Raw genomic sequence first — 24056 nt, 5'->3', positions numbered from 1 at the left:
CGTGGAAGTGAGAGTGCGCTTACTGCGCCTGACAGCAGACGCGGGCAAATTGCAGCAGGACCTGTTTGGCTTGCTCTGTTTCGGTGACCTGAGCGCTTTTCGCTGGGTAGTCGTCTTCAAATTCGTGTTTCAGACCATCAAGCGACATCTGCATGATCTCGGGTGTGAATTCCGGATGGAACTGCACGCCCCAACACGCACTGCCGACACGGTACGCATGATGCGGTTCAAAATCGCTGCGCGCGAGATGAACGGCGCTCTCTGGCAGCGTCAGCACCGATTGGTAATGAACCGCTTGCGCGCCAAATTGCTCAGGCAAATGCGCGAAAATCGCATCGTCATTCGCCGCAGGTTCTTTGGCGATCTGCACTGTGCCGATTTCCAAGCCTTGCGGGTGATAACCGACAACGCCACCGAGCGCTTGCGCAATCAACTGATGGCCAAAGCAGATACCCAGCAGGGGAATTTGGCGTTCAACCAACTGAACAATTTCGTCGGATAACCGCAGCATCCACGGCTTTTTCTCGGAAGCCATCGCCAGCGAACCCATGATGATGACACCCGCTAAGGTGTCGAAATTCGGCAGTGCGTGTTGCACACCGTCATGGAATTCGATGTGAATGTCGTGCTGCTCGACGCCCTGCGAGCGAATCGCGCGCAGCGCCCACTCTTCAAAATCCCCGAACTTTTCCAACTGAGCTTGCGGAGCCTGACCGACATTGACGATGAGTAGTGTTTTCATACGCTTCCTTACGACTGAATATGCTGACAACTGATGAGTATCCATTGGCCGTTCTGACCGCGGCCGAATTTTTTCGACTGAGTCCTAATCTAGAGAAATCCCCTAAGTACTGCAATGGCTATTTCTCCTCAGCCACTTTCATCAAATGGGTCGAATTGTGTGTGTTGGCTCGCGTTCTCTACTGCGCAAAAAATTGAGTTGCATAAAATTTTTGCGAGAGTAGTATGGCGGTTTAGATGGCTAAACGTCTATTGGCGTGAAACTCGCACAGAATACGGAGAACAAAATGAAAGGATTGAAGAAAGTTGGTCAGTGGGCGTTGGTGGCAACCCTGTTTGCTGGTTTAACCGCATGTGGTCAGAACGATCAGGCGGAGATCAAAGTGGGCGCCACAGTTGGCCCGCACGCACAAGTGGTGGAAGCTGTCGCAAAAGAAGCAGCGAAACAGGGCCTGAATGTGAAAGTGGTGGAGTTTTCCGACTACATTACGCCAAACGCGGCACTGGAAGATGGCAGCATCGACATCAACAGCTACCAGCATCAACCTTTCTTGGATAACTACAACAGCAGCCACAACTCGCACTTGGTTTCGATTGGTGAATCGATTCTGATGCGTATGGGTGTGTACTCGAACAAATATCACACGATTGAAGATCTGCCAGACGGCGCGCGCATCGCGATTCCAAACGATCCAACCAACGGCGGCCGCGGCCTGCTGCTGTTTGCTGATGCGAACCTGATCAAACTGCGCGACGGCGTAGGCTTTAAAGCGTCACTGAATGACATCGTTGATAACCCAAAACAGTTCCAGTTTATCGAAGTGGATGCGGCGCAACTGCCACGCACACTGGATGACGTAGACGCCGCAGCAATCACCATGAACTACGTGATGTCTGCCGGTCTGGATCCGAAAAAGCAGGGTATTTACTTAGAGTCGAAACAGGCACCGCTGGCGGTCATGGTGATTGCAACGCGTGAAAAAGACAAAGACAACGAAGCGTACAAGAAATTTGTGCAAATCTATCAATCGCAGCCAATTCGTGACTTCATGCAAGATACGTTCAAAGGCACGATTGAACCTGCTTTCTAAGCATTTTCTCATCAGTTCGACGCTTTTAAGCTAAGTTACTGAATACAAAAAGCCATCGAAGTTCCCGTCGGTGGCTTTTTTCTTTTGTTGATTGGGGCAAGATCTCAGATGCGCCGACTGTCTCATTGATGAACTTGAGTCATGAGTAGAGAGTGCTAGAGTTAGTGATAGTTCTGCTCAAAATATGAGCGGAATGTTTGTGTCACCCATTAACTCAACGAGGTTTCTATGCTAGGCGAAAATCACTCTTTAGCGAATGAATATCCAGAACATCTGGATACCATCAGTCAGCTAACCGCGAGCGATGAGGCATTTGCAGCAAATGCGTCGAACTACAATTCACTAGACAGAGAAATTCGAAAACTGGAGCTCAGAGGCGCGCCGATTGACGACCACTCCATGAATTCGATGAAACTCAACCGAGCAGAGCTGAAAGACTGGCTACACAGCAAAATCATGAACATGTGATTTGCCACTCTTACCGGTGACCAAACACCGGCTCAGCCAAGGCAGCCAATCACCCTTGAGGTGTTGCGCTCAGCCTGACGAGAAACCACCCGGCCGGGTGGTTTTTTCATGCGCCTAATTTTGCTTCGTCACGCACTTTCGATTGTTTTAATTATTACTCACTCATACCAGTCAAAAGCGGCCGCTGACGCAGGTACAGCTTGGGCGTGACGCCGAATCGCTGGCGAAATAGCTGAATGTAGCTGCTGGAGTTGTCGTAACCCGATGCCAGCGCCACTTCGGTGATGCTCTTGCCCGCTTCGAGCAAGCTCAATGAGTGGAGCAGGCGGCTTTGTTGGCGCCAATGCACAAATGTCATGCCCGTTTGTTGGCGAAACAGGCGATGCAGCGTTCGGCTGCTGAGGCCAAAGCGCTCAGCCAGTGCTTCTTGGCTCAGGCGATTCTCCGGTTCGGCAATCAAATAGTTGGCGAGCTTGCGCGCTCGTTTATCTTCCGGCAGTGGCAATTGCAACGGGGTGGCGGGTGCGTGCGAGATTTCACTGCCGAGCAGTGCCAGCCACGCCTGCTCACGAGTGTCTGAAGCGTTACATTCGGCGCCGGACAGCCGTTTGAGCAGCGCCGTGATGAGATCGTCGCAACGAATCAGTTTGGGGTCTGGCATGGCATCCAGCATTGTTGCGTCTTGCACATACAGCAGTTCGCCTTCCACATCGGTAATCACCTCGGTTCGGTGCCGGCAATCGGCGGGTATCCAGGCTAAACAGCCGGAGGCCACCGTCCAGCGCTGCTGCTCGGCTTCGACCATCAAAATCCCTTGGTTCACCCAAAACAGCTGACCTTCCTGATGAGAGTGCCACTCGGTGATCGCGCTCTGGGGATGCTTGAGTGAGGCTCGGCGAATCACGCTCATTTGGCGGAAATCCTTTATCGTTTGTCTGAATGTCCGAATTCTGCCATGTAAAGCGGCTGTAGCATAGAGAACAACATGGCGCAGTGAAGACGATAAGCGTCCATGTTGCGGATTCAATTGATGAACTGAGGAGAACAATATGGAACTGAAACGCTTAACTCATGCCGCGCTGCTGGCGGTCATTGAAGCTGAGCATGTCGATGAGCGCGAGGTGGAACGTTATTTCGCGTCCAGCTATCAACAAGTGGCCGATGGCGCTGTGCTGAACCTGAGCGAGTTTAAGCAGCACCTGCTGACCTTAAAACAACTGACGCGGTCGATGACCGTGACTGTCGTGGCGATGGCGCAGCAGGACGAAGATGTGTTCAGTCGCCATCAGGTTAGCGTCGAGAAACGCAATGGAGAACGCAGTATGGTGGAGGTGATCGCTCATTTTCAGTGGCGAGAGGGCAAAATTGTGCGCTGCGATGAACTTTCACGCGTGATTGACGGTGACCAGAGCGACAGAGCACTGGCGTCTGTGCGGTAATTCGATGAACGGGTTTTTTGTGCGACTGGGTTGAACTCAGCCGAGTGAGGTTGATGAAAAATTGAGCGCAGCATCAAGCGCTCAAATCCCCGATTTCAGATAACTAAACTTATCAAAAAATAACCAATATGATAAATATTCTTTTTAAATCAATGAAATAACAAAATCGTCACAAAAATGTCATCGGGAGTTTTTAGCGTGTCCCCTGTAGCGCGCTGTCGATTTACTGAACAAGGAAGTCGGTTCAGCGATTCTCAAAGAAAATATCGGGGTTCACGATGAAAATGATGAAATCTACGCTTTTGGTGTCACTAGCACTGTGTGCTTCTGGCTCAGCATTCGCTGCCACCACATTGAATGGTGCGGGTGCGACGTTCCCATATCCGGTTTACGCCAAATGGGCGGAAGCGTACCAAAAAGAGACAGGTGTGCAAATCAACTATCAGGCGATCGGTTCTGGCGGTGGTATTCGTCAGATCGAAGCGAACACGGTTGATTTCGGCGGTACAGACGCACCACTGGATGTGACTGAACTGAACAAGGAAGACATGATTCAGTTTCCAATGGTGATGGGCGGTATCGTACCCGTGGTGAACGTTCCTGGTGTCAAAGCGGGCGAACTGAAACTGACGGGATCTGTGTTGGCGGACATCTATCTGGGCAAAATCAAAAACTGGAACGATGCGGCGATTGCTAAGCTCAATCCGAACGAAAAGCTGCCTAAACTGCCCATCTACGTGGTTCACCGCTCTGACGGTTCAGGCACGACGTTCAACTTTACCGATTATCTGTCTCGCGTGAGCAGTGACTGGCAATCAAAAATTGGTGTGGGTAAAGACATCAACTGGCCAAGCGCGGCGACCGATATCGGTGGCAAAGGGAACGCGGGTGTTGCGAACTACGTGACACGCACCAAAGGCTCTATCGGCTATGTGGAATACGCTTACGCCACGCAAAACCATTTGGCTTATACCCAACTGCAAAACAAAGCCGGCAAGTTTGTTAACCCAACAGCGGCGAGCTTCCAGGCCGCAGCGGCGAATGCCGACTGGGAACACGCGCCGGGCTTTAAACTGATCCTCAACGATCAGCCGGGCGCGGCAACGTGGCCAATGACCTCCGCGACATTCATTCTGATGCACAAAGATCAGAAAGACATGGCAAAAGCGCAGGAAATGCTGAAGTACTTCACCTGGAGTTACCAGCACCCAGAAATGGCACAAAACCTCGACTACGTGGCGATGCCGGAATCGGTCGTGAAACTGGTGAACAAGACCTGGAAACAGAATCTGGTTTCCGATGGTCAAGCCGTGATCCGTTAAGCCTAGGATGCCCCGGTGTATGCCGGGGCACAGTCAGAGTGTTATGAATAAAGCGATTTCTCGATATCAGCCAGATAAGGTTTTCTCCGCTGTCAGCTTCCTCAGCGCGCTGATGGTGTTTGCCGTTCTGCTCGGCCTTATCCTCTCTCTGCTTTCAGGCAGCCAGTCGGCGTTGACGACGTTTGGTTTGTCGTTTGTCTATCGTGACGTCTGGGATCCGATTAATGGCGAGTTTGGCGCGGCTGCCGCCATTTACGGCACCTTGGTCAGCGCGTTCATTGCTTGTTTGATTGCGGTGCCGCTGTCGCTGGGCATTGCGGTGTTTCTTTCCGAACTCGCACCACGCTGGGTCAGTGCGCCCGTCGGTAAAGCGATTGAGCTGCTGGCTGCCATTCCCAGTATTATTTTCGGTATGTGGGGATTGTTTGTGTTCTGCCCGTGGTTTTCCGACAGTTTTCAAATGTGGGCCGGAGAACATCTCGCGGAATGGCCACTGATCGGTCCGCTGTTCAATGGTCCGCCGATCGGAATTGGCTTGCTCAGTGCAGGCATCATCCTCGCGTTTATGATTCTGCCGATCATCACGTCACTCACGCGCGATGCGCTGGCGTCGATCCCCAATATTCTGCGTGAAACGGCCTACGGTATTGGCGCGAATCCGTTTGAAGTGATCACCAAAGTGCTCTTACCAAGCGTGCGCCGCGCGGTATTAAGTGCCTGTATTCTCGGGCTTGGCCGCGCGTTGGGTGAAACCATGGCGGTGACGTTTGTGATTGGCGGAGCGAACCGCATTCAGGCGTCGCTGTTTATGCCGGCCACCTCGATTGCCTCGACTATCGCCCAGCAGTTTAACGAAGCGACGCAGCCGATTCACATCGCCTCACTACTGGGCCTTGGCGTGCTGCTGTTTGCCATTACGTTGGTGGTGATGCTGGTCGCGAACAAATTGGTGGGAGTGAAAAAATGAACACCAGACGCATCAAAAACCGCCTGTTTCAGCTTTTCTGTTACGGCTCGGCCGCCATGGGGTTGCTGGTTCTGACGAGTATTCTCTACACCCTGATTTCACGGGGCTTGTCCGGCATCAATCTGGCGCTGTTTACGGAGATTACGCCAGGGCCGGGCAGTGCGGGTGGGTTGAAAAACGCCTTTATCGGCAGCCTGGAAATGACTTTTTTGTCGATCTTCATCGCCACACCGATTGCGCTGTTGGCAGGGACTTGGCTGGCGGAACAGGAAGCCGACAGCAAGTGGGCACAGGCCATTCGTTTTCTGAACAACATCCTGATGAGCGCGCCGTCGATACTGGTCGGCCTGTTTGTTTACGCGCTGATCGTCGTGCCAAGCGGCGGCTATTCGGGCTGGGCGGGGTGTATTGCGCTCGCCGTTCTGGCGCTGCCAACCATCATTGCCGGCACAGAAGAGATGCTTCGCCTGGTGCCAAGCACACTCAAAGAAGCGGGCCGTGGCCTCGGCGCGGCCAACTGGGTGGTGGTGTTTAAACTCTGCTACCGTTCAGCGGCTTCTGGCCTTATCACCGCGATTCTGTTGTCGTTTGCCCGCATTGCAGGGGAAACCGCGCCGCTGCTGTTTACTGCGCTCAACAGCAATTTTATGTCGACCGATTTCTCCGGTCCGGTCGCGAATCTGCCCGTCACCATCTATCAATTTGCGATGAGTCCTTACGAGAGCTGGCAACAGCTGGCATGGTCGGGCGCGCTGATGGTCACGCTGTTCATTCTGCTGGTGAACATCAGTGCGACCTATTTGCCTAAGCTTTTCAAAAGGTGAGAACCATTTAAAGGTGAGAACCATGAATAACAACATAGCAACCACGATTTTGTCTCCCGCCACCACTGACGTAGAGACCTCGGTGCAAACACAAACCACCACGGCAAGCGAGGTGGTGCTGGATATTCGCGATCTGAATTTCTACTACGACCGCAAAGGGGAGCGCGCGTTAAAATCCGTGTCGCTGCCGATTTATCAACATCAGGTCACGGCGCTGATTGGCCCGTCGGGCTGTGGTAAATCCACCTTGTTGCGCTGCCTGAATCGAATTTACGCGCTGTATGGCCATCAACATGCCGAAGGCATGATTGGCTATGAAGGCGCTAATCTGCTCGATTACGCAGACCTCAACGAACTGCGATCCAAAATCGGCATGATATTCCAAAAGCCGACGCCGTTTCCGATGTCGATTGCCGAAAACATTGCCTTTGGTTTGCGTTTGCAAGGTCACAGCAAGGCAGAGATTGACCAGAAAATTGAGCAAGCGCTCAAAGCGGCGCACTTGTGGCAGGAAGTGAAAGACAAGCTCAATGCCGATGCGCACAGCCTGTCTGGCGGTCAGCAGCAGCGTTTGTGTATTGCTCGCACTATCGCGCTGGAGCCGGACATCATTTTGATGGACGAACCCACTTCCGCGCTCGATCCGATTGCCACATCGGCGATTGAAGAGTTGATTGGCGAGCTGAAAGAGAACTTCACCATCGTGATTGTCACGCACAACATGCAGCAAGCGATGCGTATTTCCAATCACACGGCATTTATGTATCTCGGTGAGTTGGTGGAATTTGGCCCGACGCGTCAAATGTTTCACCAACCCAAACAAGAGCGTACCCGCCGTTATATTTCGGGCGACTTCGGATAAATCCGCCCACCAGAGCTACTCTCTTGCACCGATGGGTAGCTCTGTTTTCTCTTTTATTTTCTTCAGCCCCCTTTATGGAGGGCGAGTATCGTTCAACCCTGCTGCAAAGACTTGCGATACTGCACTGGCGACATGTTGGTGTGGGTGCGGAAAAAGCGGGAGAACACTGACTGGGACGAGAAGAAGGTAAGTTCGCTGATTTCACTCATGCTCTTGTTGGTTTCCGAGAGAAGTTTGACCGCTTTGTTGAGCCTTACCTGATTGTAGATATCGGTATAACACTTGTTCTCGATGCCGAGTTTTTTGTTCAGCGTCCAGCGGCTGATTTTGAGTGTGTCACACACTTTTTCCAGCGTGCGATCACCGCAATTCTGTTCGTCTTTCTCTATCAGCGTCGATAGCAGATTTTCGACGCTGTGAGCGAAGGTGCTGTTATTAATTTCTTGTTTTGTATGGTCTAAATTATTTTTCTGAAGTTGATAAAGTTTGCGGTTAAATAATGGATTCGTTTCATTTAAATCAGGATGTTGAATAAGAAGATAATTTTCGCTTTGACCGAAATGACAATGTGTATTGAATTTTTCATTGACCACAGAATAAGGCATTTGATTGCCGTGTCTGACCCCTAATTTCAGTGAAACGTCCGGTAAATATTGGCTGATAATATCGCGAATGAACGCAAAATTTGCCAATGCGCTGGAGACTTTAGGATTGGGGCCAGTGTCGGTATAGGTGACTCGCAACGTGTCGCCGCTCTCACTCACTTCGCACTCATCGCAGCTGCCGATCAGCGCTCGGTAACGGACGAACGAGTGTACGGCGGCCGACGCCGACGATTCATTAAAGCAGAGGCTGAATAGCTCCGGGAACAGGGTGTACATCTGTTCCAGACTGGCGTGAGCGAATAATTGCTTCTGGTATGGCAAACATGCATCGAGGATAGCGTAGTGCGACTGGCTGGAAATTCTGCCGTTGTGTCGGCCGAGTTCAAAGCGGTTAATGTGGCACTTTTCTATAATACGGTCGCGGCTGAGACCGAGTGTGTTGAGTTGATGCAGCAAGCCGGAGGTTAAGAGATTCGATACATTTCCGTTCATCGTTTGCCCTTTGTTGTTTTTATTATCGAGTCCGTTCAAAACTACAATGTAGTATATCAGTTAGCCTGTTTGGCAATGTTTTCGTGTGTGAATTAGTGACGTCGTGCCAATATTTTTATCCAAATGGAATATGGGTAATAACAACAGTTAGAACGCGGTTTTCTGCAGAGAAATAAACGGAACGGATGTCACTTGAGTAGGAAAAATAAAAGCCCGAACCGTCGGGCTTTTATCGCTGTCTCAATCAGAAAAAATTACTCTTTGACGGTGATGAAGCTTGCTTCCGTCACGCCATCTTGCAGTGCCAGCGCATCCGGCGTGGTTTTGCTCACCACAATTTCATGCCCAACCGAGAAGCTGACTGGTACACCTTTCTGCCCGGTCACCGTTCCATGAACATCGGACGATGGCGCCACATACACGGTGTATTTGCCCGGTTCGATGATCCACTGGTTGTTTGCCGCATCAAAGCTGGAGAGCGTTTGCGCCGAGATAGTGAACGTCAAACGTTCAGACTGGCCAGCCTTGAGCAGATGCGTTTTGGCAAATGCTTTTAGCTCGATGGTGGGCTTTTTCAGTTTCACTTCCGGTGCGGAAACATAAACCTGTGCCGCTTCTTTACCTGCCACATCTCCGGTGTTGTGAATGGTTGCCGAGAGGGTGATGCTGCCGTTGCCGCCTTTTTTGCTCAGAGTGTTCGCCACGACGGTTGGGTTGCTGTACTCAAAGTTGGTGTACGACAGGCCGTAACCAAACGGGTAGGCAGGCGCCACATCAAACGATGAGTAGTAGCGGTAGCCGACATAGATCCCTTCGTTGTAGTAAACCGAGTCCGCCAGATCGTCTCCGTCCGTGTCGGTGCCAGGGAAGGTTGCTGCAGAGGGAACATCTGAGTAGGATTCTGGCAGGGTTTGCGCCAGTTTACCGCTTGGGTTGACGTCGCCAGAGAGGATATCGGTCACCGCATTACCCGTTTCCTGACCGCCCATGTATGCCATCAGAATGGAATCGACTTTGCTCGCCCATTCGGAGGTATCGACCAGACCGTTGACGTTGAGCACTACGGTGACGGTTTTACCTTGAGCGTGGAAAGCGCTGGAAACCGCATCGATGATTTGCAGCTCTTCATCGGTCAGACGGTAATCGCCTTTCGCTTCGCTGCGATCGCCGCCTTCACCAGCCTGACGGCCGATGGTGATGACCGCCGCATCATCGCTGGTGGCAGATTCTGCAACCAGCTCAGCCAGTTGACCTTCCACCGCCGGCTCTTCACAGAAATCGTAACCGCCCAGCAATGACTCCGTTTCTTGCTTATTCGCGTCAAAGTAGTCGCTGTAGTAGCTGGTCAGATTGGCGTTGACGACAAATTTTTCACCCAGCGCGGAAGCGATGTCCACGATGTAAGCCGCGTTCACATCACCGCTGCCCGTACCGCCTTTCAGCGTGTTGATTTGAGTGGTACCAAAAGTCGCGACTCTGCTGCCTGATGCCAACGGCAGCGCAGCATCGGTGTTTTTCAGCAGGATCATACCATCGGCAGCCGCCTGACGAGCCAGCTCGGCATGTGTATCCAGATCCGGTTGGTTTGAGAAGTGGTAGCCGTTGTAAGACGGTGTTTTTTGTACCTGTGTCAGAATGGCGACCACGCTGCTGTCGATGTCGGTCATGCTCAGCGTTCCGGCATCATAAGAGGCTTGCAAATCGGCTTTCACGCCGCCCGGTTCAATCAAATCGTTGCCCGCGCGGACTTGCTTGGCTGCCGATTCGGCATCGCGCCCGACGTAGCTGGTGAAGTCGCTCGAGAGGCCGGAGACGTTGCCTGCAAACCAGTCTGACATGGCCAGACCTTTAAAGCCCCATTCATTGCGCAGGATGCTGGTCATGATGTCTTTGCGTTGGTTGACGTAGGTACCGTTGACCAGGTTGTAAGAACTCATGATGGCCCATGGTTGTGCGTCTTGCACCGCAATCTGGAATCCACGCAGGTAGATTTCGCGTAGCGTACGTGGGTCAGCAATGGTGTCAGAGAAGAAACGGTTGGTTTCGGCGTTGTTGGCGACAAAGTGTTTGATGGTGGCGCCGACATCGTTGGACTGAATACCGCGCACCATGGCTGCTGCGATTTTGCCCGACAGTACCGGATCTTCTGAGTAGTATTCAAAGTTGCGCCCCAGCAGCGGGTTACGTTGAATGTTCATGCCCGGCCCGAGCAGAAAATCGACGCCGTACTCTTTCACTTCATTACCCTCGGCGGTGCCAACTTTCTGCACTAAATCGGTATCCCAGGTAGAGGCGAGTAGTGAGCCGATCGGCCAGGCAGTGGCGTAATAGGTGCTCTCGTCGTTATCACGGGTTGGATTGATGCGCAGACCCGCAGGGCCATCTGCCAGTTTCACCGCCGGAATATCCAGTTTGCGGTTTTTAATCCCGTTGATGTAGCCGGCCACACCACTGACATCGGTGCCGCTGGTCAGGTTGATCGGTTCAATACCTTCGTAAGTGGTGAGATCCATTCCCGGCCCGGAGAGAATATCCAGCTTCTCACTCAGACTCATTTTCTTCACCATCGACTCGGCTTTCTTGCGGTACTTGATACCGCTCTCTTGCAACTGAGTGTGGTCGGTTGAGGTCGCCGCCGATGCGCCGCTGGCCACTGCAAAGGCGACAGCGAGGGTGAGGATTTTCGGCAGAGGTAGCGTTTTAAAATCAGACATGGTTTTCCCTTATTGTTATGACATGTTTCCTGTGAGCGCTCCGGTCTGAAACCGGTTTTATTTTTCGCTCGCCATGACTTTAAGAGATCACTACCGCGGCTCGCTGTGCATTTCGGGGAAATATTTTGCATCTCGGTGAAGTGTTTCAAAATGTGATATTCATTTGAGGAATGCGTGTGAATAGTGAAAACTGGGTTTTCGATGCAGGGAGAGACGTATGGTGATTACCAATATTGACGACGCGGTGTGGCCGGGAATTCTGGCGGTACAACACGAAATGTACACCGAAGTCGCGCCGGAAAAACTGGCGGTGTTGCAGAGCAAGTGGCGTCAGTCGCCGCAGAGCTGTTTTGTGTTCCGGACGGGAGATAAGGTCGATGCGTATGTTATTGCCCATACCTGGAATCGGGCGCAGCCTCCCAAACTGCATAAAGAACTGCCCTCAGACTGCGCAGGCGAAACGCTATTTTTGCACGATCTCGCCGTCTCAAACCGGGTGGCAGGTCAGGGCATCGGCTCGCGACTGGTGGAGCGTATCGTTGATGTTGGCGCAATACTGAACTGCGCCGACATCCGCTTGGTATCGGTTCAGGAATCTGCCGCGTTCTGGGAGCGCCACGGCTTTACTCCCTTGGCAGACGTTGAAGTGTCGGAGTGTTATGGCGAAGGGGCGTGCGTGATGCGCCGGACTTTGGATTCGTTTTGAAAGAGAAACGGCACGGCGGCGGTCTTATTCTCACTCAGACCAAGCCATAACTGAAGGTTCTAAGTAAATGAGCAAATAGGGGTTTTTATCTTCACCAACCACCCCTATATCTTGTAGTGCCGAACTCCAACAAAGATAAGGAAACACAATGGCAAACCAATACGTACCACCAAAAGTTTGGACCATGGACAGCGAAAACGGCGGTCAGTGGGCCAGTATCAACCGACCAGACTCCGGCGCACGCCATGAAAAAACGCTGCCGATTGGCGAGCACCCGATTCAGCTCTATTCGATGGGTACGCCGAACGGCCAGAAAGTGACCATTATGCTGGAAGAGCTGCTGGCGCTGGGCGTGAAAGACGCAGAGTACGATGCATTTTTGATTCGTATTGGTGATGGCGACCAGTTTGGTTCCGGCTTTGTTGAAGTCAACCCGAACTCTAAAATCCCTGCCATGGTTGACCGTTCCGGCCCTGAACCGATTAACGTATTTGAATCCGGCAACATCCTGTTTTATCTGGCTGAAAAATTCGGTCACTTGCTGCCAACCGAAGCCGCGCCACGTGCGCAGGTGATGAACTGGCTGTTCTGGCTGCAAGGTTCTGCGCCGTATCTGGGTGGTGGCTTTGGCCACTTCTACGCGTACGCGCCAGAGAAATTTGAATATCCAATCAACCGTTTTGCGATGGAAGCCAAACGTCAGTTGGATGTGTTGGATAAACAACTGGCGAAAGGTACCTTCATTGCGGGGGAAGCGTACAGCATTGCCGATATCGCAATTTGGCCTTGGTATGGCAACCTGGCGCTGGGCAACGCGTATAACGCGGCCGAGTTCCTTGATGTGCAGAGCTACAAGCATGTACAACGCTGGGCGAAAATGATGGCTGAGCGTCCTGCTGTGCAGCGTGGTCGCATTGTTAACCGCACCATGGGCGAAGAGTGGGAGCGCATTGATGAGCGCCACAGCGCCGCGGATATCGATGCCGCTCTGGCAAAAAAGCCGGCCTAACGGCAGCTTAAGCGGCGCTCGCTAACCGCTTAATAAAACACGATCTCATCAAATGAAATAGCCACGACGTACCGTGGCTATTTTTGTGTCTGGCGAATAGTGTTTCTCGCGAATCGCAAGTTACATATTGCGGTAGTTCGGGCCACCGCCCCCTTCCGGCGGACACCAGATAATGTTCTGCGACGGATCTTTAATGTCGCAGGTTTTGCAATGCACGCAGTTGGCGGCGTTGATTTGAAAGCGCGGCACTTCATCGACCACAATCACTTCGTACACACCCGCGGGGCAGTAGCGTTGGGCGGGCTCGCCAAACTGGGGCAGATGCGTTTCAATCGGAATAGAAGGATCGGTCAGTTTCAGATGACAAGGCTGGTTCTCTTCATGCTGCGTGCCGGACAGAAAGACTGATGAGGGTTTGTCAAAGCTCAGTACGCCATCGGGTTTGGGATACTCAATGGGCGTGCAGCGTGAAATATCGATGATGCGGACATGGTCCGGGTGTGGATCTTCCATCTCCCATGGCGCGGCGCGTTTAAACAGCGGCACCCAAATGTTCTGCTCGAAGCTGTTGATGACGCCGCCCGCCACATTGCCAAAGCGGTGAATGGTGGCGCAGAAGTTTTGTGACTGTTCGAGCTCTTCATACAACCAGGATGCCTTGAACAGCGAGTCGTAATCGGGCTCAAAATGACGTTGATTGCCCGCTTTCAGCGCATGTGTGATGGCTTCAGCCGCCAACATGCCGGATTTCATTGCGGTATGACAGCCTTTGATTTTAGCAAAGTTGAGCGTGCCGGCATCACAGCCGATCAGCAAACCGCCGGGAAATTGCTGTTTGGGCAAAGAATTCAGGCCGCCTTTGGCAATCGCGCGCGCGCCATAGGCAATGCGCTGACCGCCTGTTAAATGTTTACTGATCGCCGGGTGATGTTTGAGGCGTTGAAACTCATCAAACGGGCTCAAATACGGGTTGTGATAGTTGAGATCGGTGATCAAACCAATCGCAATCTGATTGTTGCCGAGCTTGTAGAGAAAGCTACCGCCCGTGGTGTGGGTTTCATTTAGCGGCCAGCCAAGGCCGTGAATCACTTCACCCGCGTTGTTGTGAGGATGATCGTCCGGCAGTTCCCAGATCTCTTTGATACCCAGCGCGTAGTGCTGCGGCTGCTTTCCTTCATCGAGTTTGAAATGCTCTATTAGCTCTTTCCCCAAATGGCCGCGCGCGCCTTCGGCAAAAATGGTGTATTTGGCTTTAAGCTCAATGCCCGGTTCGAAATTGGCTTTCTGATTGCCCGCTTTGTCTAACCCCATATCCGACGTGGTGACACCGACGACAGCGCCGCTTTCGTCATAATTGACGCTGGCTGCGGCAAAGCCGGGGAAGATCTCTACCCCCAGATTTTCGGCTTGTTTGGCCAGCCAGCGGCACAATTCGCTCAAGCTGATGACATAGCTTTTGTCTGTGTTGTGCATGGTTTTTGGCGTCACAAAGTGAGGCAGGCGAATGTGGTTGTATTCGGTGGTGAGATAGAGAAATTCATCCGAACTGACTTTGGTTGTCAGCGGCGACTCCATGGACGACCAGTCGGGAAACAGCTCATCCAGAGCCGTGGTTTCAAACAGAGCGCCAGAGAGAATATGCGCGCCCACTTCAGAGCCTTTCTCGACCACGCAAATGCTGAAATCCGGCTCGTTCTGCTGCTGGCTGATTTGTGCCAGTTTACACGCGCAAGCCAGTCCTGCCGGGCCTGCGCCAACAATCACGACATCAAACTCCATCGTTTCTCGTTCCATGCTTTTCATCCATGCGTTAACGGTATTTATGGATTAAATATAGTCCAGTTGACGTAAACGTAAACTCAACTAAGCTCAAAGAGTAACCTCATTTAACCCATTGAGAATGGCAGAAAGTGTATGATTTTCTGGTTAGTTTGAATGGGTTTGGTGGTCAAAGGTGGTTGATATGCGGGATTTAACCAGTCCAGAAAGCACAATGTTTTGGCTCGCATCAAACAGTCATCACCGAGCAGTTTGATTCCACCAACATTCCCTAAGGTCTATTCATCCAAGGATGACCAAGCGCATAAGGAGGCTGTGTGAAAGTCTTAGTTGCTGTCAAACGTGTCGTTGACGCTTACGTAAAAGTCAGAGTGAAAAATGATGGCTCAGGCGTTGAAACCAACAACGTCAAAATGGCCATCAACCCGTTTTGCGAAATCGCGGTGGAAGAAGCGATTCGCCTGCGAGAGGCGGGAGTTGCCGAAGAGGTGATTGTGGTTTCCGCGGGAGATGCCAGTTGCCAAGAGCAACTGCGCGCTGCATTAGCACTCGGCGCCGATCGCGCGATTCACATCCAAACCGATGGTGCGCCCGAGCCGCTCAATGTGGCCAAACTGCTCAAAGCGGTGATGGCGAGCGAAGCGCCGGGTTTGGTGCTGCTGGGAAAACAGTCCATCGATACCGACAACAACCAAGTCGCGCAAATGCTGGCGGCGCTGACGGACCGTCCACAAGGCACCTTCGCATCCAAAGTGGACGTGCAGGGCGACGCCGTGCTGGTCACGCGCGAGATTGACGGCGGGCTGGAGACGCTCAAGCTCGCTTTACCAGCAATCATCAGCACCGATTTACGCCTCAATGAGCCGCGTTACGCGTCGCTGCCCAACATTATGAAAGCCAAACGCAAACCGCTAGACGTCACCACGGCGGAGGATTTAGGGGTAACGCTCAACACGCATCAGCAAATCATGGAAGTCATGCCACCGCCTGAGCGTAAAGCGGGCGTGATGGTGACCAGTGTGTCTGAGCTGGTGGATAAGCTGAAAAACGAAGCCAAAGTGATTGGCTGAATGTGCAGGAGCAACAGATGAGCGAACTATCGATTTTAGTCATTGCCGAGCACAACAATCACGTGCTGGCTGTGGATACATTACGAACCTTGCAGGCGGCCAAGGAAATTGGCGAAGAGGTGAGTGTGCTTGTGATGGGCGCGGCGTGTGCCGCGGTTGCAGAGGCGGCAAAAGCGTGTGCGGGGGTCAGCCATGTGCTGCTGGCCGACAGTCCTGTCTATGAACATGGCCTGGCAGAAAATGGCGCGGCGTTGGTGGCAGAAATCGCGCGCAACTATTCTCACGTGCTCGCGTCTGCAACGACGTTTGGTAAAAACCTGCTGCCGCGAGTGGCTGCGCTGCTCGATGTAGGGCAACTTTCTGATGTGATTGCGATTGAATCGCCAGAGATTGTGGTTCGCCCCATTTATGCAGGCAACGCGCTGGCCAAAGTGAAATCACTGGATGCGATCAAAGTGATGACGATTCGCAGCTCAGCCTTTGATGCCGTCGCCAGTACGGGAGGATATGCAGAGGTGAAAACCGTTGATCACGCTATTGAATCGGCGACGTCGCAGTTTGTCTCGCAGCAAAAAGTGGAAAGTGCACGTCCCGAACTGCCTGCCGCCAGAGTGGTGATTTCCGGTGGCCGAGGTCTGGGGAGTAAAGAAAACTTCGCGCTGGTGGAACAGCTCGCTGACAAACTCGGCGGTGCCATTGGCGCGTCACGTGCGGCGGTCGATGCCGGATTCGTCTCCAACGATTTGCAAGTCGGTCAGACCGGTAAAATCGTGGCACCAGAACTCTACATTGCGGTGGGGATTTCCGGCGCGATTCAGCACTTGGCCGGCATGAAAGATTCTAAAGTGATCGTCGCCATCAACAGCGACCCGGACGCGCCAATTTTCCAAGTCGCCGACTACGGCTTGGTCGGGGATTTATTTGAGATCATGCCGGAGCTGATTAGATCGGTGTGAGATTAATGAATAAATTGTTTTGGAAGGCGTCTTTTTCAAAAGGGTTAAAAACTTAATATTTCTTGTGTTTATTTGAGTATTTAAGTTGGAGTTGTATTTTCTGATAGTTTTGCAAAGTTTCGACTGGGTTATTTGGTCGGTTGGCAAAAGAAAGGGAGCACGTTGCGCTCCCTTTTTAACGATTACTTATTGTGCTGGCATATCACTATCGGCAATTGCTTTGTTGTACCGTCTGGCAACTCGCACATGACGATGGGGCCTGTCGCGCTATTTCCAGCGCGGTCTTCAGACAAGACGCTACCGCTAAAAAAGCTGAAACTTAGACAAGTAGCGAGCATAAGTATTTTGGTAAACATAACCGCTCCTTAACGAGCACACCTCAACATTGAGGTTTGATGTTAAGTATGGTCAAAATACAAACTCTTTCAAAAGAAATTGCAGTATTGTTAGGCTAAATTGACCTAATGTTGATGGGTTTTATTGGTGAAATTCCGGAATTTTCAAGTTTTTATCATGCAGTGTGATTTTTGACTGATTTGTCTGTTTTAGGCGTGAGTTTTCCCTTGGTTTGGATGTCGATGTTGGCTGTGCATGCACATGAGTTGCTGCAAAAGAAAACCACCTCCGAGAGAGGTGGTTTTTGGTTAAGCAGATTCGCTGTTGCTTAAGTCGCGCTTGGACGTTGCAGATCCTGCACCAGCGCGCGGGCAAAGCGGGCCGCTTCACCACCTGTACAGGCACGGTGGTCGAAGGTAATCGACAGCGGCATCGCTTTCACGTTCATCAATTGCTCGTCTTTGATCATCACTTTTTCGATGATGCGACCGGCACCGACAATGGTGACCTGAGGCGGTGAGACGACTGGCGTCGCAAAGATCCCGGCAATTGCACCGAAGTTGGATAACGTGATGGTGGCGTGTTGCAACTGTTCGCGGCCAATTTTGCGTTCGCGAATCCCTTGCACGGTGGTATCAAGCCATTCACGCATGGCTTGTGGTTCAAACTCATCCGCGCGGCGCAGGACCGGCACATACAGGCCATGCGTGCTGTCGACCGCAATCCCGATGTTGACGGTGCTGTGCACGCAGCGGGTCATGGTTTCGGCATCAAACCAGGCATTCATCGCCGGCTCTTGCTGGCAGGCGTAGACAATCGCCTGAATTAGGCGAATCGAGATATCTTCGCCCGGTTTCCACTCGGTCAGCAGGGCTTCTTCGGTGATGGTGACCGCCGCGACTTGCAGGTGCGATTCGGTCATGGTGTTGACCATGGTTCTCCGCGCGCCTTTGAGCACTTCTGTGCCGGGGATCTGTTGGTCGGCAGCATTCTGCACATCACTATCGACAATCAAACCATCAGGCCCGGTGCCTTGTAAACGCTGTAAATCCACTCCGAGACGCTGCGCCAGCAAGCGGGCCGAGGGCAGGGCGGAGAGTGATTTCTTCGCCGGATTGGCATGCTCGCTGCTGCCCACCCAGAAGTCATCCACATCCACATTGTGTGACTGGTGGGACACATTGCCGACCACGGTCGCCGCGTCTTGCTTTTTCTTGGTAGTGGATATGGCGTTGCCAGCGCTGTCGAGCTCTTCAATTTCCAGAAGCAGACTGCCGATGTTGATCACATCGCCTTCATTGCCGTGACGGCTGACGATTTTACCCGCGTAAGGTGCGGGCACTTCAACGGTGGCTTTGGCGGTTTCCACCGTCAGCACGACCTGATCGACTTTGACCACATCGCCGACGTTGACATGCCATTCGACGATTTCTGATTCGGCTAACCCCTCACCGAGGTCGGGTAACATAAATGACTTCATTTCCAACCCTCCACTAACTCTCGCGCAGCCAGCACGATGTCCTGTTCCTGAATCATGAAATACTCTTCATTTTTGTAGTAGGGCATGATGGTGTCCATACCGGTGACACGTTTGGGTGGCGCTTTGAGCAGACACATCGCCTGCTCCGCCACGCGCGCCAGAATTTCCGAGCCGACGCCGCAGGTTTTGCTGGCTTCATGCACCACCAGCAAACGCCCGGTTTTCTCCAGCGAGCGCAAGATGGTGTTCATGTCGAGCGGTTTGATGCTGGCCAAATCGACCACCTCCACTTCAATGCCTTGCGCGGACAAGGTTTTGGCTGCCTGTAATGATTCTACGACGCAGGCGCCCCAAGTGACCAACGTGACATCGCGGCCTTTACGCAGGGTAAAGCAGGTATCGAGTGGCAGGGCTTCACCGTTGTCGGTGACATCGGATTTGACGGTGCGATAGATGCGTTTCGGTTCAAAGAACATCACCGGATCGTTGCTGCGAATCGCAGCCAGCAGCAAACCGTAGGCACGCTGAGGGGAAGATGGGACGACCACTTTAAAACCGGGCACGTGCGCAAACAGGGCTTCCACACTTTCAGAGTGGTGCTCAGGCGCATGTATCCCGCCGCCAAATGGCGCGCGGAAGACGGCCGGGCAGGTCAGGCGGCCACGGGTGCGATTGCGTATGCGCGCGGCATGGCACATCAAATGCTCCATCGCCGGAAACACAAAGCCCTGGAACTGAAACTCGGCCACCGGACGTAAGCCTTGGGTGGCCATGCCGACGGCCACACCGCCAATCAGCGCTTCAGCGAGCGGTGTGTCGATCACGCGTTTAAAACCAAATTTGTCTTTGAGGCCGACGGTGGCGCGAAATACACCGCCGTTGTCGCCGACGTCTTCGCCGAGCACAATCACGTTCGGATCGTGTTCCATCTCATAATGCAAAGCCAGGTTGACAGCTTCAACTAAGGTCATTTCAGCCATGTTTGCCTCCCTGCATGCGCATTGCTTTGTTGATCAGTTCGTCACGCTGCGCGTGGAGATCCGGCGTGAGCGATTCGTAGAGAAAATCGAACGCGGCTTCAGGCGGTTGCGGGGTGATATCGAGATAGCACTGCACCGCGTGTTCCACCACTTCCTTGCAGTGAGTGAGCCACTGCTCTTCGTCCTGCTCGGTCCACGCGCCGCTGTTCATCAGATAGGTTTTCAACCGGGCAACCGGTTCAAATTGCCACGCCTGTTGTAGCTCATCGTCACTGCGATAGCGGCTGGCATCATCGGCGGTGGTGTGGTCGCTTAAACGATAACTGACCGCTTCAATTAAGGTTGCGCCTTTTCCCTTACGCGCCCGGTCAAGGCTGGTGCGCACCGCATCGTACATGGCCACAATGTCGTTGCCATCGACGGTCAGGCCCGGAATCCCGGCGCCCAACGCTTTCTGAGACAAGAAATCTGCCGCACATTGCAGATGGCGCGGGACGGAAATCGCCCACTGGTTGTTGTTGACCACAAACACCAGAGGAATGTGCCACGCGCCCGCGCAGTTGATGGCTTCAAGGAAATCGCCTTTCGATGTCCCGCCGTCACCACACATCACTAACGCCGCCTGATGATTGCCCTGAATTTTCAGCGCTGAAGCGACGCCCACGGCGTGAGTGCATTGGGTAGCGATCGGCACGCAAAACGGCAGGTCGCGACAATGCAAATGTTCATCAGGGGTGAAATCACTGCCGCGCTCATCGCCGCCCCAGTATTGCAGGTTCTTTTCCATGCCGATGCCGCGCGCCCACATGGCTGGCATATCGCGATAATAGGGAACAAACACATCGTCCACTTTGAGTGCCCGACCCACGGCAATACCGATGGCTTCTGCACCCAAATGGGACGGATAGGTACCGAGTTTGCCAGTGCGTTGCAGCGCAACCGCTTTGTGATCGTAGGTTCGGGTCAGTAGCATATCGCGATAAAAACCGGTCAGCGTTGACACATCTGCCCAATCGGGAAGCGGCTTAACCAGATTGCCATGGTGGTCGATAAATCGTTCCATGGGTAATGCCTGAACGTTCATCTCAAGCTCCTTTTGACGCTACGCATCGGAGATGGCAGCAATTCACATCGTTACGTCAAAGGTGATACCGAGATCAATGTGGGTAGGAATGCGCAGGTGGCAGCGTGATGGACAGTTTTGAAATAGTGTCCTGCGAATTCCGATAACGGCGTTTTATCTTGCTGTTAATACCACATTTATCTAGTGATGAATCTTGGTATAACCGGATAAGGTAAGTGTAACTAAATTGTTAAAATTCGCATGAAATTGACGGGAGAATGAGAGTAAAGGAAAGCTTACACTCGTCCAAAAGTAGCAGAAAATGCCAGTTTTTGAGTTGCTTGGTCGGAAACTCTGAAAAGATTCACTATGTTGGAATCAAATTTTGCACAAATATGGGGAACAAAAAATTTGTGTTGGCAGGGGGAAATGAAAAAGAGAAAGCCATTTGCTTTCTCTTTTCTCGGTATTTTATTTCTCACGGCCACGCTGAGGCAGCATGCTTTTGACGTAAGGGCGTTTCACCCAATGGGTCATAAAGATCACGGCACCAATGTGCGTAGCGACAGCAAACATCGTCAGGTTGGCGAAGAATTCGTGCACTGCTTTCATCGCGTCCTCACCCCAGAACATATCCCACTGGGTTGCCCAACCGGTTAACGCCGTTGCAATCAATGCCAGCCACATGACCCAAATCATCACCGCACCTGCCGGGTTATGGCCGATGTGTTCGTCTTCTTTGGTTGCCAAGACTTCTTTTAAGTGTGATAGCGCCTGATTCACTGACGGTTTAAAGGCCGAAAGGCTCGCCGGAGAATCGGTGATGATCCCCCAGGTCAGCCGCACGGAAAGTGCAGCCAGGACAAAATATCCTACCCATTCGTGCGTTTCACTACCTGCTTCGGTGAGAAAGTAGTTCGACAGGAACAGAGCCGCTACGACCCAGTGGGTCAGACGAACGACGCCGTCCCAAACGTAAGGTTTAGTCATCTTTCTCCTCTTTTACTTTGCTCATGTCGACAGGGTTGAAGTAAATTTCGACGCGTTTATTTTCAGCATCGTAGCCATACAACTCATAACAGCTGGTTTGGGTGGTTTTGAATTTCTTGATTTTGTAGCCCATGTCCAAAACTTGCTGCTTCGCCTGATCAAAAGGCATCCAGCTTGATTCTGGCTCTGTGGTACAGGTTGGGTCTGCAAACGCCGCAGATGAAACGGCCATAGCGGCAACAAGTAATCCGGTGCGCAGAGGTGTAATGACAGACATAGCTTCTCCTTAACGTTGTCGATGTTGTCTGAGAGCTACTATGACTCCAGACACTTAAGAGAAACTTAAGAAAGAAATGTGACTGAATAATTATGGGTAACAAAGCAAGCTGTCGAAGGATGAGAGATAAATACACAAGAAGAGAAAGCCAGAGCCACTTTGCGTCCACTCTGGCTTACGGGAAAGTTACACCACGCGGTTATCACCAGTGCTGAAGGCAATGATCTGGCTGATTTCACTGATGCTGCGGCCAGATTCCTGCTGCCATTGGCAAAACGCTTCGTTGGCGGCTTGCATGGAGCGTTTGGTGTTCTTGCCGCCTTCGATAATACCGGTGTTGCGCAGGTAGGCTTCCACATCACCGGACAGAATAAAGGTATCGGCGCCCATTTGGCGCAGCGTGTACGGACCCGTGTTACCACCTAAACGATCACCATGCTTTTTCAGGTATTCCCACAATTCGGTGATGCGTTCAATTGGCCAGTTGGCGACCATCTCACTGAATGAACCGTGCTCCTGACGCGCTTCATAGATCATGCGCGCGTTCTTGGGAATCGACATCACTTTGGCCAAGTGGCGAATGATTTTCGGGTCCTGAGCTTTCTGTTCCCACACTTCATCAGACAGCATCAGCAGAGGTTCGATGCGAAACTGGAAAAACAGCTCTTCAAAGTTGGGCCACTTCTTACGCACCACATCCCATGAAATGCCACTCTGAAATACCTTCATGCTGAACGCCGATAACCAGCGATCTTCAGGAACCGCGGCTAACTCGGCTTTGCTGAGCGGCTTTTTCAGCAGGCTCTCAAGTTGGTCTTCTCCGCCTTTACGCTCGGCGGCACGTTGATAGATTGATTGAAACTTTTCCATTGTCATGTGAAGCGCCACTTTTTTGTTTTGAGAAACAACAGTCTAACAGAGCATTTTACGTTCGGCACGGGTTGGTTATTCGTTGAGCAAACAATATGTGCCAGCGGTTTAAAATTGATTTAATGCGATCCGAGTTTTGTTTAGCCTTGCAGTTATCCTGTATGTTAGACTAATTGGTATAACAAGTTGCTGTGGGATAGATATGGAACCGAACGTTAAGCTTTACCAGAAGATTGCTAACCGCTTCAAAACTGACATTGCCAATGGGGTATACCAGGTAGGCGATATGCTGCCAGCCGAGCGTTTGATCGCCGAGCAGATGGAAGTAAGCCGCACGGTGATTCGCGAAGCGATGATCATGCTGGAAGTGGAAGGTTACGTCGAAGTGCGTAAAGGCTCGGGGATTCGTGTCATCAACACCACTATCGAAACGCCGATTGCAGAGGCAAGTGCGACATTGGGTGACGCCAGCTTCATGCTCACCTGCGGCCCATTCGAGCTGCTGCAGGCGCGTCAGCTGTTTGAAAGCAACATTGCCGAGTTTGCGGCCACGCAAGCGACCAAGCAAGATTTGGTCGCGCTGATGAAAATCCAAGAGCAAGCCAAATCTGATGATTACAGCCGCGATTCCTACTGGGACAGCGAATTTCACATTCAGCTTGCCCGTTGCACGCAGAACTCGGCAGTCGTGCATGTGGCAGAGATGCTGTGCAAACATCGGGAGAACAACCCGTACTGGAAGAAGCTGCACGAACACATCGAAGACAACAAGATTCGCAGTTGGTGCAGCGAGCACGATGAAATCGTCAAAGCGTTGATCAAGCGTGACCCACAGGCGGCGCGTCAGGCGGTGTGGCAGCACATCGAAAACACCAAGCAGATGCTGTTTGATGGTTCGAGCGACGATTACGACCGTTTCCTGTTTGCCGAAAGCCCGCTTTCGACATTCTGATGATTTCAAGCGAAGCCAAGTGCTTCGCTTTTTATTGCTCAAAATTTGGTGACTAACGTTCCA

Annotated in this window: 23 protein-coding genes; 12 read left to right on the top strand and 11 right to left on the bottom strand. The window is 52.2% G+C overall.

All coding sequences use genetic code 11. The annotated features are described in order from the left end of the window. Positions 1-19 precede the first annotated feature (19 nt). Positions 20-742 carry a glutamine amidotransferase gene (locus LGV68_RS12990; RefSeq protein ID WP_024373124.1) on the bottom strand — a complete coding sequence of 241 codons (723 nt, stop codon included), beginning with the start codon at positions 740-742 and terminating at the stop codon, positions 20-22. Between the two features lie 286 nt (positions 743-1028). Here LGV68_RS12990 and LGV68_RS12985 point away from each other — a divergent pair, with 286 nt between their 5' ends. Together LGV68_RS12985 and LGV68_RS12980 are read left to right on the top strand one after the other, a co-directional pair. Then, positions 1029-1832, top strand: a complete 804-nt coding sequence (locus tag LGV68_RS12985; RefSeq protein WP_024373123.1) for a MetQ/NlpA family ABC transporter substrate-binding protein — start codon at positions 1029-1031, stop codon at positions 1830-1832. Between the two features lie 228 nt (positions 1833-2060). After that, positions 2061-2300, top strand: a complete 240-nt coding sequence (locus tag LGV68_RS12980; protein ID WP_020328258.1) for a YdcH family protein — start codon at positions 2061-2063, stop codon at positions 2298-2300. 154 nt (positions 2301-2454) lie between these two features. Here LGV68_RS12980 and LGV68_RS12975 read toward each other — a convergent pair whose 3' ends face one another. Beyond that, a complete protein-coding gene (locus LGV68_RS12975; RefSeq protein ID WP_202639886.1) occupies positions 2455-3210 on the bottom strand; it encodes a helix-turn-helix transcriptional regulator in 756 nt (251 codons plus the stop codon). Positions 3211-3349: 139 nt separating this feature from the next. Here LGV68_RS12975 and LGV68_RS12970 point away from each other — a divergent pair, with 139 nt between their 5' ends. The 5 genes from LGV68_RS12970 to pstB all read left to right on the top strand — a co-directional run bounded on the left by LGV68_RS12970 (position 3350) and on the right by pstB (position 7714). Continuing rightward, positions 3350-3739 carry a nuclear transport factor 2 family protein gene (locus LGV68_RS12970; RefSeq protein WP_222747961.1) on the top strand — a complete coding sequence of 130 codons (390 nt, stop codon included), beginning with the start codon at positions 3350-3352 and terminating at the stop codon, positions 3737-3739. 278 nt (positions 3740-4017) lie between these two features. After that, entirely contained in the window at positions 4018-5061 is a 1044-nt protein-coding gene (gene pstS, locus LGV68_RS12965) for a phosphate ABC transporter substrate-binding protein PstS (protein ID WP_020328262.1), read from the top strand. Positions 5062-5080: 19 nt separating this feature from the next. After that, positions 5081-6028 carry a phosphate ABC transporter permease subunit PstC gene (gene pstC, locus LGV68_RS12960; protein ID WP_158126146.1) on the top strand — a complete coding sequence of 316 codons (948 nt, stop codon included), beginning with the start codon at positions 5081-5083 and terminating at the stop codon, positions 6026-6028. Then, entirely contained in the window at positions 6025-6852 is an 828-nt protein-coding gene (pstA, locus tag LGV68_RS12955; RefSeq protein ID WP_252535379.1) for a phosphate ABC transporter permease PstA, read from the top strand. Before pstC ends, pstA begins: the two co-directional genes overlap by 4 nt. A 22-nt stretch (positions 6853-6874) precedes the next feature. Then, positions 6875-7714 carry a phosphate ABC transporter ATP-binding protein PstB gene (gene pstB, locus LGV68_RS12950; protein WP_020328265.1) on the top strand — a complete coding sequence of 280 codons (840 nt, stop codon included), beginning with the start codon at positions 6875-6877 and terminating at the stop codon, positions 7712-7714. A 92-nt stretch (positions 7715-7806) separates the two neighbouring features. On the opposite strand, the gene LGV68_RS12945 is transcribed toward pstB, so the two are convergent. Both LGV68_RS12945 and LGV68_RS12940 read right to left on the bottom strand, forming a co-directional pair. Beyond that, positions 7807-8811 carry a helix-turn-helix transcriptional regulator gene (locus tag LGV68_RS12945; RefSeq protein ID WP_252535377.1) on the bottom strand — a complete coding sequence of 335 codons (1005 nt, stop codon included), beginning with the start codon at positions 8809-8811 and terminating at the stop codon, positions 7807-7809. A gap of 254 nt (positions 8812-9065) precedes the next feature. Next, positions 9066-11525 (bottom strand): glycoside hydrolase family 3 C-terminal domain-containing protein, encoded by a 2460-nt coding sequence (locus LGV68_RS12940; RefSeq protein ID WP_252535375.1) that lies wholly within the window; start codon positions 11523-11525, stop codon positions 9066-9068. A gap of 217 nt (positions 11526-11742) precedes the next feature. On the opposite strand from LGV68_RS12940, the gene LGV68_RS12935 reads away from it, so the two are divergent. Together LGV68_RS12935 and yghU are read left to right on the top strand one after the other, a co-directional pair. After that, complete coding sequence (locus tag LGV68_RS12935) at positions 11743-12231, top strand: GNAT family N-acetyltransferase (RefSeq protein WP_202639882.1); 489 nt, start codon at positions 11743-11745, stop codon at positions 12229-12231. 148 nt (positions 12232-12379) lie between these two features. Further along, entirely contained in the window at positions 12380-13240 is an 861-nt protein-coding gene (gene yghU, locus LGV68_RS12930) for a glutathione-dependent disulfide-bond oxidoreductase (RefSeq protein WP_024373113.1), read from the top strand. Positions 13241-13360: 120 nt separating this feature from the next. Here the strand turns inward: yghU and LGV68_RS12925 are convergent, their stop codons facing one another. Continuing rightward, positions 13361-15034 (bottom strand): electron transfer flavoprotein-ubiquinone oxidoreductase, encoded by a 1674-nt coding sequence (locus tag LGV68_RS12925; protein ID WP_202639881.1) that lies wholly within the window; start codon positions 15032-15034, stop codon positions 13361-13363. 302 nt (positions 15035-15336) lie between these two features. On the opposite strand from LGV68_RS12925, the gene LGV68_RS12920 reads away from it, so the two are divergent. Together LGV68_RS12920 and LGV68_RS12915 are read left to right on the top strand one after the other, a co-directional pair. Beyond that, a complete protein-coding gene (locus LGV68_RS12920) occupies positions 15337-16089 on the top strand; it encodes an electron transfer flavoprotein subunit beta/FixA family protein (RefSeq protein WP_252535373.1) in 753 nt (250 codons plus the stop codon). A 17-nt stretch (positions 16090-16106) separates the two neighbouring features. Continuing rightward, positions 16107-17045 (top strand): FAD-binding protein, encoded by a 939-nt coding sequence (locus LGV68_RS12915; RefSeq protein WP_202642783.1) that lies wholly within the window; start codon positions 16107-16109, stop codon positions 17043-17045. Between the two features lie 664 nt (positions 17046-17709). On the opposite strand, the gene LGV68_RS12910 is transcribed toward LGV68_RS12915, so the two are convergent. The 6 genes from LGV68_RS12910 to LGV68_RS12885 all read right to left on the bottom strand — a co-directional run bounded on the left by LGV68_RS12910 (position 17710) and on the right by LGV68_RS12885 (position 23047). Next, complete coding sequence (locus LGV68_RS12910; protein ID WP_020328274.1) at positions 17710-18861, bottom strand: dihydrolipoamide acetyltransferase family protein; 1152 nt, start codon at positions 18859-18861, stop codon at positions 17710-17712. Further along, the gene (locus tag LGV68_RS12905) at positions 18858-19841 is read right to left on the bottom strand and encodes an alpha-ketoacid dehydrogenase subunit beta (RefSeq protein ID WP_061055789.1); all 984 of its coding nucleotides are present in this window, start codon (positions 19839-19841) and stop codon (positions 18858-18860) included. Before LGV68_RS12905 ends, LGV68_RS12910 begins: the two co-directional genes overlap by 4 nt. After that, complete coding sequence (gene pdhA / locus LGV68_RS12900) at positions 19834-20925, bottom strand: pyruvate dehydrogenase (acetyl-transferring) E1 component subunit alpha (protein WP_047460743.1); 1092 nt, start codon at positions 20923-20925, stop codon at positions 19834-19836. The genes LGV68_RS12905 and pdhA overlap by 8 nt, the downstream gene beginning before the upstream one ends. 450 nt (positions 20926-21375) lie before the next feature. Further along, the gene (locus LGV68_RS12895) at positions 21376-21894 is read right to left on the bottom strand and encodes a cytochrome b/b6 domain-containing protein (RefSeq protein WP_044362077.1); all 519 of its coding nucleotides are present in this window, start codon (positions 21892-21894) and stop codon (positions 21376-21378) included. After that, positions 21887-22171, bottom strand: a complete 285-nt coding sequence (locus LGV68_RS12890; protein WP_252535371.1) for a PepSY domain-containing protein — start codon at positions 22169-22171, stop codon at positions 21887-21889. The genes LGV68_RS12895 and LGV68_RS12890 overlap by 8 nt, the downstream gene beginning before the upstream one ends. 186 nt (positions 22172-22357) lie before the next feature. Then, positions 22358-23047, bottom strand: a complete 690-nt coding sequence (locus LGV68_RS12885) for a DNA-3-methyladenine glycosylase I (RefSeq protein ID WP_044362076.1) — start codon at positions 23045-23047, stop codon at positions 22358-22360. 196 nt (positions 23048-23243) lie between these two features. Here LGV68_RS12885 and LGV68_RS12880 point away from each other — a divergent pair, with 196 nt between their 5' ends. After that, positions 23244-23993 carry a GntR family transcriptional regulator gene (locus tag LGV68_RS12880; protein ID WP_252535368.1) on the top strand — a complete coding sequence of 250 codons (750 nt, stop codon included), beginning with the start codon at positions 23244-23246 and terminating at the stop codon, positions 23991-23993. Positions 23994-24056 lie beyond the last annotated feature (63 nt).

It is taken from the genome of Vibrio sp. LQ2 (assembly GCF_023920125.1).
Classification (GTDB): domain Bacteria; phylum Pseudomonadota; class Gammaproteobacteria; order Enterobacterales; family Vibrionaceae; genus Vibrio; species Vibrio fluvialis.
Note: the sequence above shows the minus strand (reverse complement) of the source record. Positions and strands in the feature narration are given on the sequence as shown.

Coding starts and splice junctions, on each gene's coding strand:
- LGV68_RS12990 (WP_024373124.1), bottom strand. CDS start 742: ATGAAAACACTACTCATCGTCAATGTCGGTCAGGCTCCGCAAGCTCAG.
- LGV68_RS12985 (WP_024373123.1), top strand. CDS start 1,029: ATGAAAGGATTGAAGAAAGTTGGTCAGTGGGCGTTGGTGGCAACCCTG.
- LGV68_RS12980 (WP_020328258.1), top strand. CDS start 2,061: ATGCTAGGCGAAAATCACTCTTTAGCGAATGAATATCCAGAACATCTG.
- LGV68_RS12975 (WP_202639886.1), bottom strand. CDS start 3,210: ATGAGCGTGATTCGCCGAGCCTCACTCAAGCATCCCCAGAGCGCGATC.
- LGV68_RS12970 (WP_222747961.1), top strand. CDS start 3,350: ATGGAACTGAAACGCTTAACTCATGCCGCGCTGCTGGCGGTCATTGAA.
- pstS (WP_020328262.1), top strand. CDS start 4,018: ATGAAAATGATGAAATCTACGCTTTTGGTGTCACTAGCACTGTGTGCT.
- pstC (WP_158126146.1), top strand. CDS start 5,081: ATGCCGGGGCACAGTCAGAGTGTTATGAATAAAGCGATTTCTCGATAT.
- pstA (WP_252535379.1), top strand. CDS start 6,025: ATGAACACCAGACGCATCAAAAACCGCCTGTTTCAGCTTTTCTGTTAC.
- pstB (WP_020328265.1), top strand. CDS start 6,875: ATGAATAACAACATAGCAACCACGATTTTGTCTCCCGCCACCACTGAC.
- LGV68_RS12945 (WP_252535377.1), bottom strand. CDS start 8,811: ATGAACGGAAATGTATCGAATCTCTTAACCTCCGGCTTGCTGCATCAA.
- LGV68_RS12940 (WP_252535375.1), bottom strand. CDS start 11,525: ATGTCTGATTTTAAAACGCTACCTCTGCCGAAAATCCTCACCCTCGCT.
- LGV68_RS12935 (WP_202639882.1), top strand. CDS start 11,743: ATGGTGATTACCAATATTGACGACGCGGTGTGGCCGGGAATTCTGGCG.
- yghU (WP_024373113.1), top strand. CDS start 12,380: ATGGCAAACCAATACGTACCACCAAAAGTTTGGACCATGGACAGCGAA.
- LGV68_RS12925 (WP_202639881.1), bottom strand. CDS start 15,034: ATGGAACGAGAAACGATGGAGTTTGATGTCGTGATTGTTGGCGCAGGC.
- LGV68_RS12915 (WP_202642783.1), top strand. CDS start 16,107: ATGAGCGAACTATCGATTTTAGTCATTGCCGAGCACAACAATCACGTG.
- LGV68_RS12910 (WP_020328274.1), bottom strand. CDS start 18,861: ATGAAGTCATTTATGTTACCCGACCTCGGTGAGGGGTTAGCCGAATCA.
- LGV68_RS12905 (WP_061055789.1), bottom strand. CDS start 19,841: ATGGCTGAAATGACCTTAGTTGAAGCTGTCAACCTGGCTTTGCATTAT.
- pdhA (WP_047460743.1), bottom strand. CDS start 20,925: ATGAACGTTCAGGCATTACCCATGGAACGATTTATCGACCACCATGGC.
- LGV68_RS12895 (WP_044362077.1), bottom strand. CDS start 21,894: ATGACTAAACCTTACGTTTGGGACGGCGTCGTTCGTCTGACCCACTGG.
- LGV68_RS12890 (WP_252535371.1), bottom strand. CDS start 22,171: ATGTCTGTCATTACACCTCTGCGCACCGGATTACTTGTTGCCGCTATG.
- LGV68_RS12885 (WP_044362076.1), bottom strand. CDS start 23,047: ATGACAATGGAAAAGTTTCAATCAATCTATCAACGTGCCGCCGAGCGT.
- LGV68_RS12880 (WP_252535368.1), top strand. CDS start 23,244: ATGGAACCGAACGTTAAGCTTTACCAGAAGATTGCTAACCGCTTCAAA.